The organism is Nesterenkonia haasae (assembly GCF_010119385.1).
Lineage (GTDB): Bacteria > Actinomycetota > Actinomycetes > Actinomycetales > Micrococcaceae > Nesterenkonia > Nesterenkonia haasae.
The window spans coordinates 54,790-68,784 of sequence record NZ_VFIE01000018.1; the positions used below are offsets into that span (position 1 = coordinate 54,790).

9 protein-coding genes are annotated in these 13,995 nt (G+C 60.7%); 4 read left to right on the forward strand and 5 right to left on the reverse strand.

Annotation, left to right across the window (positions count from 1 at the left end):
- Positions 1-18 precede the first annotated feature (18 nt).
- Positions 19-774 carry a fasciclin domain-containing protein gene (locus tag FH975_RS03585; protein ID WP_235928428.1) on the reverse strand — a complete coding sequence of 252 codons (756 nt, stop codon included), beginning with the start codon at positions 772-774 and terminating at the stop codon, positions 19-21.
- 247 nt (positions 775-1,021) lie between these two features.
- Here FH975_RS03585 and betT point away from each other — a divergent pair, with 247 nt between their 5' ends.
- From betT to FH975_RS03600, 3 genes are read left to right on the forward strand one after another with little or no spacing between them, the layout of a single operon-like run.
- Complete coding sequence (gene betT, locus FH975_RS03590; protein WP_153078760.1) at positions 1,022-3,154, forward strand: choline BCCT transporter BetT; 2,133 nt, start codon at positions 1,022-1,024, stop codon at positions 3,152-3,154.
- Positions 3,151-4,653, forward strand: coding sequence for an aldehyde dehydrogenase family protein (locus tag FH975_RS03595; RefSeq protein ID WP_162320112.1), 1,503 nt, complete (start codon positions 3,151-3,153; stop codon positions 4,651-4,653). Before betT ends, FH975_RS03595 begins: the two co-directional genes overlap by 4 nt.
- An 8-nt stretch (positions 4,654-4,661) precedes the next feature.
- Entirely contained in the window at positions 4,662-6,218 is a 1,557-nt protein-coding gene (locus tag FH975_RS03600) for a GMC family oxidoreductase (RefSeq protein WP_162320113.1), read from the forward strand.
- A gap of 11 nt (positions 6,219-6,229) precedes the next feature.
- Here FH975_RS03600 and betC read toward each other — a convergent pair whose 3' ends face one another.
- Positions 6,230-7,774 (reverse strand): choline-sulfatase, encoded by a 1,545-nt coding sequence (betC, locus tag FH975_RS03605; RefSeq protein ID WP_162320114.1) that lies wholly within the window; start codon positions 7,772-7,774, stop codon positions 6,230-6,232.
- Positions 7,775-7,858: 84 nt separating this feature from the next.
- Between betC and FH975_RS03610 the strand changes: the two genes are divergently transcribed.
- Positions 7,859-8,725 (forward strand): SUMF1/EgtB/PvdO family nonheme iron enzyme, encoded by an 867-nt coding sequence (locus tag FH975_RS03610; RefSeq protein WP_235928430.1) that lies wholly within the window; start codon positions 7,859-7,861, stop codon positions 8,723-8,725.
- A gap of 7 nt (positions 8,726-8,732) precedes the next feature.
- On the opposite strand, the gene FH975_RS03615 is transcribed toward FH975_RS03610, so the two are convergent.
- From FH975_RS03615 to FH975_RS03625, 3 genes are all read right to left on the reverse strand, one after another.
- Entirely contained in the window at positions 8,733-10,715 is a 1,983-nt protein-coding gene (locus FH975_RS03615; protein ID WP_162320116.1) for a BCCT family transporter, read from the reverse strand.
- Positions 10,716-11,000: 285 nt separating this feature from the next.
- Positions 11,001-12,611 carry a cryptochrome/photolyase family protein gene (locus tag FH975_RS03620; protein WP_162320117.1) on the reverse strand — a complete coding sequence of 537 codons (1,611 nt, stop codon included), beginning with the start codon at positions 12,609-12,611 and terminating at the stop codon, positions 11,001-11,003.
- A 4-nt stretch (positions 12,612-12,615) separates the two neighbouring features.
- Positions 12,616-13,878 (reverse strand): NAD(P)/FAD-dependent oxidoreductase, encoded by a 1,263-nt coding sequence (locus tag FH975_RS03625; protein WP_162320118.1) that lies wholly within the window; start codon positions 13,876-13,878, stop codon positions 12,616-12,618.
- Positions 13,879-13,995: the final 117 nt, after the last annotated feature.

Here is a 13,995-nt window from a genome sequence, read left to right on the forward strand (position 1 = left end):
AGCGAAAGGGGGGGGGGTTTACTCCTCAGCGGCCGCTGGCATCAGAACACCGTCGATCATGTAGACCACGGCGTTGTCAGTCTGAACACCTCCGCAGACGAGGCCGGCCTCGTCGAACATGAGCTCTTCACCTTCTCCGGTGATAGTCACAGTAGCGCCGTTGACCGTCTCGTGCTCGCCTTCGATCTCATCAGGACTCAGTTGTCCTGGGATGACGTGGTAGGTAAGCACACCAGCGAGCGCGTCGGCGTCCTCAGCCAAGGCATTCAGGTCCTCTTCCGGCACCTCGCCGAAGGCGTCATCAGTGGGGGCCAGGACAGTGAACTCGTCACTGTTGAGAGTGTCCACCAGATCGACATCCGGGTTCAGCTCCCCTGAGACCGCGCTGGTCAGTGTGGTGAGCATCGGGTTGTTGGAAGCGGCGGTGGCCACAGGGTCTTGAGCCATTCCGTCGACAGATCCGTCGCCCTCGGGAACTTGCTCTGCGTAATCTTCACAGGCGGCACCGACGAGGTTTGCGGCAGGATCCATATCTTCATCCATGCCCTCATCGGATTCTTCCTCCATATCCTCGTCCATACCTTCGGACTCGTCCATGTCGTCAGTATCGTCCTCCTGGTCCATGGCATCGTCCTGTTCCATGTCCTCTTGCGTCGTTGCATCCTGATCATTCTCAGGTGCCTCGTCGTCGGCGCCGCCGCAGGCTGTCAAGCCCAGCAATGCGATAGTGCCGATGCCAAGGAATTTGCTTGCTGTGCGCATCTCGGTCTGCATGACTGAAATCTCCTATCGAACTGTGTGGTGGGACAGGGTCCAATCTCTGTGGTGTGATCGGCCTGCGTACTAACAGTTCGGCGCCGGAGTCGTATCGGATGGGAAGATTCTTAGAATTTCTTTCCCGTGGCCCCGAGAGCCAGACAAAGGGCGGCCATCTGTGTCACAGTAAAGCGTCCAACGCCGACGTCCCATAGCGTTGTACATGAATCACCCGACACCGTTAATCAACTGAGTGAGGAACTCGATGGCCGCAGCACCCACCGCTTCCGGAGCCTCTAAGGTCAATTGGCCTGTTTTCATTATTTCCGCAGCTATCATTGTGGCGTTCACCGCGTGGGCCGCCGCAGCTCCAGCCTCCGCGTATGAAGTACTCGAAGGCGCCTTCACCTGGATCAGCGGCAGTTTGGGATGGTATTTCATCCTCACAGCCGCCATCGTTGTGGTCTTTGTTCTCGTCGTCGCTTTCACCCGCTCTGGACGAATCAAACTGGGACCCGACCATTCCAGACCCCGATTCAACCTCTTCACCTGGACCGCGATGCTCTTTGCCGCCGGCATCGGTGTGGATCTGATGTTTTTCGCCGTCGTCGGACCGGCCACCAACCTTCGTGTCGGCCCAGGGGCTGCGGACGGTACTCTGCAGGCTGCAGAAGAGGCAGCGCTGTGGACAATGTTCCACTACGGAATTCCCGGTTGGGCGATGTACGCCCTCATGGGAATGGCCTTCGGCCTTTTTGCCTACCGTTACCACCTTCCGCTGAGTATCCGCAGCGCCCTGCTGCCGATCATCGGGCGCCGTGCCCGCGGCACGACTGGCGACATCATCGAAACGGGGGCTGTGATCGGAACGGTCTTCGGAATCGCCACCAGCCTGGGAATCGGCGTGGTGTTCCTCAGCTTCGGCATCGGTTGGATTTTCGACGTCGAGGCCGGAACCGGCATCCAGGCTGCGCTGATTATTCTTGCTGCCGTGGTGGTGACGTTTTCTACAGTCTCCGGTGTGGACAGAGGTATTCGGCGCTTGGCCGAGCTCAACGTCCTGGTGGCCATCCTGCTGATGATCTATGTGCTGGTCTCCGGTGAGACGGTGCAGTTGCTCAATGCGCTGGTGAAGAACTTCGGAGACTTCGTCGCACTGTTCCCGGGGATGCTGACTGAAACGTTCGCCTATGACACCTCCGAGGCCTGGCTCGACGAAGGCTGGGTCGAATGGTGGACTATCTTCTTCTGGGCGTGGTGGATGGCCTGGGCGCCGTTCGTCGGCCTGTTCCTGGCCCGAATTTCACGGGGGCGCACACTCCGTCAGTTCATCGTTGGGGTGCTTGTGGTGCCGTTCGCCTTCATCGCGGTGTGGATCTCGATCTTCGGCAACGCTACGGTCTCCCGGATCATGGGTGGCGACACGGAGTTCGCGGAACAAGCTGAAGATTTTGAGGGCTCCGGTTACTTCGCGCTCATGGCGGACTACCCGGGTGCCTCGTTCATCATCGGAGTGTCCGTGTTGGTGGGGCTGCTCTTCTACGTCACAAGTGCCGACTCTGGTGCCCTGGTGCTCGCCAACTTTACGTCCAGGACCGAAGACACCACCTCGGACGGACCGCCGTGGCTGCGCATCGTATGGAGCTTCATTATCGGTGGACTGACCCTGGTGATGCTGCTGTTGGACGGCATCTACACCCTGCAGATGGCCACGGTGATAGTGGGCTTGCCGCTGTCCATCATCCTCTATCTCCTGATGGCAGGAGTGTGGAGAGCCTTGCGTATGGAGAGCTATACGGCCGAATCGCGCGAGTCCACACTGTCATCCGCGCTCTCAGAGCGCATCGTGGAAAGTGGAGAAGGTGGCCGAGGCCAGTGGCGCCGCCGCCTGGCCCGGCATATGCACTATCCCGACGAGGCCGAGGTCACCAAATTCATGAACAATGTGGCGGCCCCCGCCATCGAAGAGGTGGCCGCGGAATTGGAGAAACAGGGAGCTCAGGTGACCTGCAGCCGCGGAACTGTACCAGGGACCGACATTCCGCACACCGACCTCCATGTGTTCTTCGGAGACAGAGCCGAGTTCAAGTACCAGGTGTACCCCATCGCGTACTCGGTGCCCAGCTTCGCACCACGCCTCAGAACTCGTGATGAAACTTACTACCAGGTGGAAATCTTCTCCGCTACGGGATCGTTGGGACACGATGTGTTCGGATATTCCCAGGAACAGATCATCACGGACGTAATCGACTCCTACGAGCGGCATCTGGCGGTCCTCACCATGAACGAGGAAGCAGGTAGCCCTGTCACTATGGAGGTGGGTCAGGTTCCCGACAATTGGGATCACGACCGGACCCGCACTGGAGAGATCACCCAGCCCACTGAAGGAGACTCATGACCCACGACACGACTACCCCTCAAGCCTCCACGTTGTTCATCAATGGTGCCTGGGTTTCCAGTGAGAGCGGAGAAACCCGGCTCATTCGCTGCCCCGCTGACGGCAGCGAGGTCGGCGTCGTCTCCGAGGCTGGAGAGAAGGACACTCTGGCGGCGATCGCCGCGGCGAAACAGGCATTCGAATCCCGCGTCTGGGCTGACACGCCAGCCGGCCAGAGGGGCGAGTTCCTCCTGAGGGTCGCTGAACAGCTCACCGAACGCAAAGCAGAGTTCGCTCGCGCCGAAGCCCTGGACACCGGCAAGCGGCTCGTGGAAGCCGAACTCGACATGGACGACATCATCGCCTGCTTCACACACTTCGCGAAGCTGGCCGACCACGATGCCGGCCGAGTGGTCGACGCCGGAGACCCTACGGTTCGCTCCCAGGTGGTGTACGAACCGGTAGGAGTCTGCGGGATGATCACTCCCTGGAACTTCCCGCTGCTGCAGTCCGCCTGGAAACTCGCACCCGCGCTGGCCGCTGGCAACTCGTTGATTCTCAAGCCCGCTGAACTCACCCCGCACACCGGGATCCTGATCATGGACGTGTTCGACTCCCTAGGGCTCCCTGCGGGCGTGGCGAACCTGGTGACGGGCCCCGGCGTAACCGCCGGCGCGCCCCTGTCCTCACACCCAGACGTTGACCTGGTCTCCTTCACCGGTGGCTTAGTGACTGGACGCAAGATTGCTGCCGCAGCATCAGACACAGTTAAAAAGATCGCTTTGGAACTCGGTGGAAAGAATCCGAATGTGGTGTTCGCCGATGCTGATTTCGACGCTGCCGTGGACAATGCACTCAATGCAGGGTTCACCGACTCCGGCCAAGTGTGTTCGGCTGGCGTCAGACTGATCGTCGAGGAGTCGATCAAGACTCGGTTCGTCGACGAACTAGTCCGCCGCGCCGAGCACATCCGCATGGGTGGACCCTTTGATGAGAGGGCCGAAACCGGCCCGCTGATCTCGGCGGAGCACCGGGAGAAAGTCCACGCATACGTTGAGCAAAGCGTCAGTGAAGGCTGCACCCTTCGCACCGGCGGGCACTTCGGCGGAGCTGAGCACGAAAAGGGGTTCTTCTACGCACCCACCGTGCTCGACGACGTCGAACGGGGCATGCATGCTGTGACCGAAGAGTCCTTCGGCCCCGTCATCACGGTGGAGACTTTCACCACGGAGAAAGAGGCCATCGAAACGGCCAATGACACCATTTATGGATTGGCCGGGGCGGTGTGGACCTCGGATTCAGGGACCGCGCAGCGGGTCTCCTCGCGACTGCGCCACGGCACTATCTGGGTCAACGACTACCACCCCTACTTGCCGCAGGCTGAATGGGGTGGATTCAAGCAGTCCGGCATCGGCCGTGAACTGGGTCTGATGGGCTTTGAAGAGTACCGCGAGGCTAAGCACATTTACGAAAACACTGAACCAGCCGTCACCGGTTGGTTCAGCATGCCAGAAGAATAAGGAGACCTGTGGAGAACACCACTTTCGACTATCTCGTCATCGGCGGTGGCTCCGGTGGCGCCGCCGTGGCCGCTCGTCTATCGGAGGACCCCAATGTCAGCGTCGCTCTGCTTGAAGCAGGTCCCACCGACGCAGACAAGGATGAAGTGCTGCAGCTGAACCGCTGGATGGAGCTGCTGGAGTCTGGCTACGACTGGGACTACCAGATCGAGCCACAGGAAAAGGGCAACTCGTTCATGCGCCAGGCTCGGGCCAAAGTGCTCGGTGGCTGCTCCTCACACAACTCCTGCATCGCCTTCTGGGCGCTGCGCGAGGATATGGACGAGTGGGAGGCTATGGGGGCAGCCGGATGGAACGCAGAGAGCACCTATCCACTGTTCAAACAACTGGAGACCAACGACGCTCCGGGAGACCACCACGGGCGTAGCGGCCCGGTGAATCTGATGACAATCCCACCCCGAGACCCCTGCGGTGTGGCACTGCTGGATGCCTGCGAACAGCAGGGTATCCCCCGGGTACAGTTCAACACCGGCGAGACAGTCCTCAAGGGCGCAAACTTCTTCCAGATCAACCGAAAAGAAGACGGGACCCGTTCTTCATCCTCCGTGGCCTATCTGCACCCGATTCTGGACCGCGAGAATCTCACGATCCTCACTGACACGTGGGTTCGCGAGATCGTATTTGATGGCGACAAGGCCGTCGGGGTGGATGCGGTGGACAATGCATTCGGCCGTGCGCGCCGGATCCGCGCGAGCCAGGAGATCATCCTCGCTGCCGGCGCCATCGACTCTCCCAAACTGCTCATGCTCTCCGGGATCGGCCCGGCGGCACACCTGTCTGAGCAGGGCATCGACGTCCGGGTGGACTCTCCAGGAGTCGGTGAGCATCTGCAGGATCACCCAGAAGCAGTCATCGCCTGGGACGCAAAGAAGCCCATGGTCGAGGACTCCTACCAGTGGTGGGAAATCGGCATTTTCGCTCCGACCAAAGAGGGCTTGGACCGGCCGGACCTGATGATGCACTACGGTTCAGTGCCTTTCGACATGCACACGCTGCGCCATGGCTACCCCACCTCAGACAACACGTTCTGTCTGACGCCGAATGTGACCCACGCCAAGTCTCGCGGCACAGTCCGGCTGCGTTCCAGGGACTACCGGGATAAGCCCCGCGTTGATCCCCGGTACTTCACTGATCCGGAAGGTCACGATATGCGTGTGGCGGTAGAAGGCATCAAGCTGGCTCGACAGATCGTGTCCCAGCCGGCAATGGCGGAATGGGCTGGACAGGAGCTGTTCCCGGGCAAAGACGTCCAGTCCGATGAAGACCTGGCCAACTACGTCACCCGCACCCATAACACCGTCTACCACCCAGCCGGGTCGGTGCGGATGGGAGCCGATGATGACCAGATGTCGCCATTGGACGCGCAGCTGCGCGTCAAGGGGGTCAGAGGCCTGCGGGTAGCTGACGCTTCAGTGATGCCTGAGCTGACGACAGTCAACCCGAACATCACCACCATGATGATCGGTGAACGCTGTGCCCAGCTCATTCGCGAAGGCAGTGTCTGAGGCACACGTGATCAGCGGGAACGGTCTGGGATCGTTCCGTATTCCAGTGAGCTCCAGAAGTCGCCGCGCACATAGCGCCGCTCCGGGTCCGGGGCGAAGTCCCAATGCCGGGTCTTCCCCTGGGCCAGGGCGCTGCTGACAAGCTGGCGGCGTCGCTGACTCGTCCTGATTTGTTGGTCCAGGTCATCCATGGAGTAGCGGGACAACAATGCGGCCCGCAATTGTGCCACCAGCTCTGACTGTGCTGGCTCGGCGGCAAGGTTCTCCACCTCCTGCGGATCCGCCATGAGATCGAATAACTGGTCAAGGTCACCTGGGCAGATGATGAGCTTGTGCCGGCCACGCACCAGAGTCAGTTGCGGAGCATAGGTCCCCTCGGCCAAGTACTCGATCACGACGTCGCGATCCGCTGGCCCGGCTTGGACTGACTGTTCCCGCCGGATGGACTCCAGCAGCGATATTCCGGCCGCATCGGTCACAGGCGCTCCCGGCTCGGCAGCCCCAGAGATTTCCAGCAGGGTGGGCATTAGATCCACGAGAGAGACCGGATTGGAGAATCGTCCCCGCGGGACCGATGCTTGTGGTCCAGTGATGATCAGCGGGACTCGGGACGACTGCTCATAGGGCGACATTTTGTACCAGAGTCCCTTCTCCCCGAGCATGTCACCGTGGTCGCTGGTGACGATGATGACGGTGTTCTCACTCAGGTGCAGCTCTTCCAAACGTCGGCGGATCCGCCCGATGCAATCGTCGATGTAGCTTACTGCGGCGTAGTAGGCCCTCCGAGTGCGGGCGATCTGCTCCGTACCGGGCGTGCGCTGATCGAATCCACTCATGATCCGCAGCCGGTGGGTGTGCGGATCCTGGTCGGGATGCGGCGGGTCAGGATGCTGGGGGCCCGGGATCGCAACACCGTCGAAGCGGTCCCAATGCTCGCGGGGCGGCTCGTAGGGGTCATGTGGGTGGATGAAACTGGTCACCATCAGGAAAGGGACCTGATGGCCGGCCTCCTGGTTGACTCGAACTCTGTCATTGAGATGGCGCAGGCTACGCCAGCTCACCTCATCGTCGAAGTCCTGCTGCACAGAAGCCTGCGAGACTCCCGCAGCAAAGACGGCGTCTGCGTCGTGATACCACTGGAGACGGTCTTCAAGTGGACGTTCCCAGTCTGGCACCATGTCTAGGTCTGCGGGGTAGACATCCGTGGTCAGCCGCTCCTCGAAGCCATGGTGCTGGTCGGGCCCGATGAAGTGCATCCGTCCTATCAGGGCGGTGTGGTAGCCCTCCTGGCGGAGCCGATGAGCGAACGTCGGGACCGAGGCTGGGAAGTCGTCACCATTGTCGCAGCAGTCGATCTCAGAGGGCATCCTGCCGGTCATCATGGAGGCACGAGAGGGCGCGCACAGCGGCGTGTTGCAGTACGCTCGCTCGAAGAGTGCTCCCTGATCAGCCAGCTGGTCGATCTCCGGGGTGTGCGCTGCAGTATCTCCATAGGCGCCGAGGGCCTGGGCAGCCATCTGGTCTGCCTGGATCACGACGATGTTGGGGCGAGTCATGAGATGTGGGGTACCTTTCACGAGAAGTTAAGAAGGAGCTTTGGAATGTCATCTTGCTGCGGGCCAACACGGGGTCAAGGCCCAATGGAGAGCCACACGTCAGCTGCTGATCCTCAGCTTCTGAAGCGTTGGGCCACTGCGGCCGGTGGAGACCTTGCGCTGATCGGCCTGACCGGTGGGCGTTTCCGAATGGGCAGTGAGGGGCGCCTGGCGTATGCCGAAGACGGAGAAGGGCCCGTTCGATGGGTCGACGTGGCACCCTTCGCCGTTTCCGCCACCGCTGTGACGGTGGCAGAGTTCGCCGCCTTCGTGGTGGACACGGGATACCGAACTGACGCGGAGGTTCACGGTAACTCTCTGGTGTTCAACGGTCTGCTTACAGACCACATAAAGCAGTCCTCGCCCACCGTGGCCGCCACGCCCTGGTGGCACCAGGTCACTGGAGCAGCGTGGTTCGCGCCGGCAGGACCCGGGAGCTCGGAGCTGCTGGAAACTGATCATCCTGTCACCCATGTCTCCCACCGGGACGCCGTTGCCTACAGCCGTTGGGTAGGCGCGCGGCTGCCGGACGAAGCCGAGTGGGAGTTCGCGGCCCGGGGCGGACTGGACCAGCAGCCGTATCCCTGGGGCGGGACCCGCGAACCTGAGGGTCGACCTCGAATGAATACATTCACAGGTGAGTTTCCGCACCGACCTGCTGGGCGTGTGGGCCCAGTAGCTGTGGATGCCCACTCCCCCAACGGATTCGGTCTGCACAATGTGACCGGAAACGTGTGGGAGTGGACAAGCGACAGCTTCGCGCGGGGTGACGATCGCCCCGTGATGCGAGGCGGCTCGTACCTCTGCCACGAGTCCTACTGCCGCCGGTACCGGACATCTGCCCGGAGTGCGGCGACAGCCGACACTTCGCTGGGTCATACCGGTTTCCGTCTGGCACTGAGTACCGCCTAGCAACGTATCAGGCTGTGGGTTTTTCGTCGGGTGCGTCGCCTGGGCTCTCTCCAGCCTCGACGGTGCCAATCTCCCCGGTTTCAGGGTTGTAGTGGTCTGCCCACTCCCCCGTATCGAAGTTGTAACCCACGGGCTCTCCGTCGGCGTTGGTACGTTGATACCAGTCGGTGTAGTCCGAGTGCGCGGAGTCCACGTCCGCGCCAGCTCCACTATCGGGATCTGCTTCGACGACGCCGAAGGCGAAGTTATCGCCGTACTGCTCAACTCCTCTCAGTACAGCGTTACTGACTGCGGTGTCTGCGTATTTGTGCCGCAGTGTCAGCGGATCCGTGCGCAGCTCTTTGAACCACGCCACAATGATCAGCAGCATGATGATCGCGAACGGAACTGCGGTGATGATCACAAGTTGCTGCAGGCCCTCCAGGGCTACGGCATCTCCGAGCAGAAGCATCACCACAGCGATGCCCGTCATGACCAGGCCCCAGAAGACGACGACGCCGACCTTGGGCGATTGGCTGCCGCGGGAGCTGAGAATTCCCATCACCGTGGAGGCTGAATCCAAAGCTGTGATCGCGAAGACCGCTAGGACTGCGATCGCGGCAAAAGGCATCCATGTTGCCAGAGCAGGAATGTTCTCCACGATGGCAAAGAACACCTCGGGCGCTGCCATATCCGCGCTGAACCCCTCGTAGCCTTCGCGGTACATCCACATGGCCGTTCCGCCCATCACCCCGTAGGAAATGACCAGCAGGATAGTGGGGACGATGGTGACACCCAGGATGAACTGGCGGATGGTTCGGCCACGGGAAATACGGGCGATGAATATTCCGACGAACGGGGACCAGGAGATCCACCATGCCCAGTAGTAGACCGTCCACCAGGATTGGAACTGCTGGGTTTCTTCTCCCCAGGAGGCGGAGCGCGACATCATGTCGAACATGTTGCCTACATATTGCATCAGTCCCGAGGGCACAAGATTGGCGAGGAAGAGGGTGGGGCCAGCAATGAAGATAATGCCCACGATGCCCAGGGTCATGACGATGTTGACGTTGGACAGGTACCGAATGCCGCGTGTCACGCCGGAGACTGCGGAGATGATGAACCCGACCGTAAGCAGCGCCATGATGATGATCAGAGCGGTGTTGCCCAGATCGTCCCACCCGGCGACGATTGTGACGCCCTGCCCGACCTGCATGGCGGCGATGCCGACCGTCGCAGCTGTGCCGAACAGCGTGGCGATGATCGCGAAGATGTCAATCAGCTGACCGGCGAATCCTTCGGAGTGTTTCTTGCCGAACAGAGTTCTGAAGATTGAGGACATCAACAGCACACGTCCACGCCGGTAGGCAGCGTAGGCCACTGCCCCTCCGACAAGAGCGTAGATAGCCCAGGCGTGAAATCCCCAGTGGTAGAAGGTCTGCCCCAGCGAGTAGTGCATCGCCTCGGTAGATTCGGCTTCATGCGTCATCGGCGGTGGAGACGTGAAGTAGGTCAGCGGCTCCGATGGGCCGAAGAACAGCACGCCGATGCCAAGGCCTGCGGCGAAGAGCATGGAAATCCAGGCAAATGTGGAGAACTCGGGTGATTCCCCGTCAGTGCCGAGCGGGATCCTGCCGTAGCGTGAGATGGCCAGACTCAACATCGCAATTAAGATCACTGCGGCCGTGATGACGAAGAGCCAAGAAATGTTGAATGTCACCCAGGTGAAGGCCGAGCCTGCGACAGAGCCGACCTGAGCAGGGTTGATGACACCCCACAGGACAAAGGCCACTGTCAGCGCGCCGGCCACGAAGAAGACGATCTTGTCGATTCCGTAGCGGCGGCGCTGCTCGTCAATCCCGATACCGGGAACGAGTGCTGGGTGAATATTGTGGGGGTACTTGGGACGCCGGTAGTCCAGCGTCTCAAAGGCCTCGCCCGCGCGGCGTCCAGCGCGGCGAGCCTCCGTTCCTACAGTTTTGCGACTCGGTGGTTCATTCTGATCAGTCATGGCAGGGGGTCCCCTTCAACTGTGGTTGGTATGCTCATCCCCGTATGGCGAATCATGCCTAGGCGAGGAGAGCACTCTCATCAAGAGCAAAAATGGATAACGGTGCTGAGTGCAACGTTCATATTGCGAAGTGCAGTGAAAATATGTGAAAGAGATCTGCGCTAGGGCTCGCGACCGGACCAGCCGATGGCGGTCCGTTCCCAGGCATCATTGGCGTAGCCCGCAGAAGCGCGCGGGGCTGCAATGATGATCAACTGGTGCATAAATACATAGACTAGCCAATTTTCATGATTCTTGTTGTTCATTGCGGCGCTGTCGGACCAATCGGTTTCCGGAATCGCCCCTGAGGAGACCGCGAGCGCGCTCATAGTGCATGTCACGCTTTTCAGGGTCCATTTTCTCCAGCATGGAGACCATCATCCGAGACCGATAGTTGGTTTCGAAGACTTCCTGGTGATCTTTGACAAACGTCCAATACAGGGCGTCCCATTGCGCCGTCCATTCCCCCGTTGGAAGGTCTGACATCTTTTTGAGGTAGTTACTCCCTGAGACGTAAGGCTTGGTGGTGATGTCTTCTCCGGCGGCAAACTGGCTCATGGCGTACACATTGGGCACCATGACCCAGTCGTAGGCGTCAATGAACAACTCCATGAACCACTGGTAGACCGCGTCCGGGTCAACACGTAGCAGAGACATCGCGTTGCCGAGGACCATGAGCCGTTCAATGTGGTGGGCGTAGCCGGTGGCGAGCACTCGCGTGATCACCAGATCCACCGGTTCCAACCCGGTGGTGGCGTTCCACCAGCCTTCCCCGAGGGTGTTGTGGTGGCCCAGGCGGTTGGCAGTCCGCATGTGCCGGCCTCGGGTCCGGTAGGTGGCTCTCATATACTCTCGCCACCCGATGACCTGCCGGATAAATCCTTCTACCGACGCCAAGGGCGTGTTCTCGTCTGCTCCATGAAGAACGGCCCGGACGACTTCACGTGGGTCCAGGAGTCCGATGTTCAAGGAGCTGGTGAGCAACCCATGGTTGATGAAGGGGAACTGGTTGGAAATCGCATCCTCATAGGGTCCAAAGTTGTTGAGCCGGTCTAGTACGAACTCCTGCAGGTGTTGGTCTGCTTCCTTGGCGGTGGTTGGCCATGCAAAGAGATCCGGGTCACCCGGAGCCTGGGGGAACTCGGCACGGACCCACTCGATCGCACGGGCAACGTCCTCAGCGGCGTCGTTCTGCACCGGCTTTACTTGGTCTGCGCCAGAGTCCAGATCTAGGGTCCCCTCCTGCTGGTGCACCGGATGCTGGGCGAATCGCTCGATGGTGGGCGGAGCGTATCCGCGAGGGAGTTTCTTGCGGTTCTCGGCATCGAAGGACCATTTCTCGCCCTGGGGTTGGCCATCCTCATCGAGCAGGATGTTGAGCCTGCGCCGTTGCCAGGTGTAGAACTCGTGCATACGGGAGTCATGGTGGGCGAACCAGTCATCGATCTGCTCGCCGGTTGTGAGGAAGTTCGGAGTCTCCAGGAAATTACTGGGCTTCATGCGGTAGCCACCCTGGGCGAGCGCAGCCAGTAGGTCCTGCTCGAGCCAGTCATCGACGACGTCGAAGCAACTCACCTCAGCTGGATTGAGCTCTCTTATGAGGTTCGCGAGTTGACTATGGGAGCTGTTGTCAGCCTCGGAGCGGAGCTGCTCCACCTGGTAGCCGGCGCCGCGCAGTCGGCGAGCAAACCGGTCCATGGAGGCTCGGTGCAGCACCAGCTTATGGGAGTGGAAGGCGTATTGGCGGAACAGTAGGTCATGTTCGATGAGGACACATACCGTGGTTTTCGGTTCCTGCAAATGTTCCTTGAAAAGCTGATGCGGCAGGATGAGCCGCACCGCCGGTCCCTCAGTCATTCCATCAGCCTCGGGCGAGGAACTCAGTAGCAGACCGGGCTGCGCGGTCACCGGAAACCAGTGCTCCCTGAATGGAGCCGGTGTCTCGGTGGTCTCCCGCCAAGAGCGTGTGGTCGCCGATTCGCTGCTGTCGGCGCTCTATCAGCGGGGGTGGTTGTGCCGGCAGCGTATGGGGAACCACATGGTGTGTGATGACCTCCCAGTCGGTGGTCGAGGTCCGGTATAGGCGCGCCAAGTCACGCTTCACGGCACTCTCTTCGGCGAGGCCATCGGGTCGGTCTAGAAGTGTAGTGGCCTGCACAAGGTGTTCCCCGGATGGTGCATAGGAGGGCGCTGCCTCGGAGATCACGGCCGTATTCCAGACAGGCCCGGCGGGGCCTCCACCGTCTCCGGCGGCGTCGAGCATAAGGAACTTCCCAGCCTCCAGCGGTTCTGACGCGCGGAACCACCAGGTGGTCAGTCCATGGGTTTTTGGAGACGGCTGGTCGGTGAGTTCAGCAACATGCTGGGGGCCTACCGCCACCACAACCAAGCGGGATCTGAAGACTTCGTTGTCTGTGGTGACTTCGACGCCGTCCGCTGTTTCCTTCAGCTTCCGAGCGGGAGTATTGAGCCTGACGGGATCAGTCAGAGAGCCGAACATCTGCTCAGGCAGCGCCTGCATCCCGGACTGCGGGAGTCCCGGCACTCCGAGCGCGAACCAGCGCACCAGCTGCCGCACGTAGTGCGCCGATTTTCCGCCGGAGCTGTCCGCTAGGACACCAGCAAGGAAGGTGTCCAGCAGGTCGCGGCGCAGTCTCCCGGTCAGCCCCGCCCTATCCAGTGAGGTGCTCAGCATCTGATCATGGGGGGCAGTTTTCCCCGCCCGGGGTTCCCGCAACAGCGCTGGACCGATCCACCGGATGAGCGCAAGCACATCAGAAACTGGAACATGCTTGCTTCGCAGAGTGGCGAGGGCCCGGTCAGGATGCCTCAGTGGATGGGCCAGGGTGGAAGTTCCTTCGGCGGTGTTCACCACCGCTCCCACCCCGAACTTCTGCATCTTCAGCGCCGAGACGTCAATCCACTCCCGAACCGCCGGGTAGGCCGGATTGAGCACTTGGAACCCCCGGTCGCAGCGGAAGCCGTCAATGAGGTCAGTGCGTACTCGACCTCCTACGGCGTCACCGGCTTCTAGGACAGTGACGTCGTGGCCCCTGCTTTGCAGGCGGCGAGCGCACTGCAGACCCGCGAGACCTGCTCCGATCACTATGACATCGGTGTCCATGGTGCCTCCTTGCGCTGGTTTGTGGGTCAGTCTACGGCTGAAAACCCGCCCGGTAGACTGATACGTCGCCACTGGATCATGTGGATCCTGCCTGATCAGCCCGCCCAGAAGGAGTTT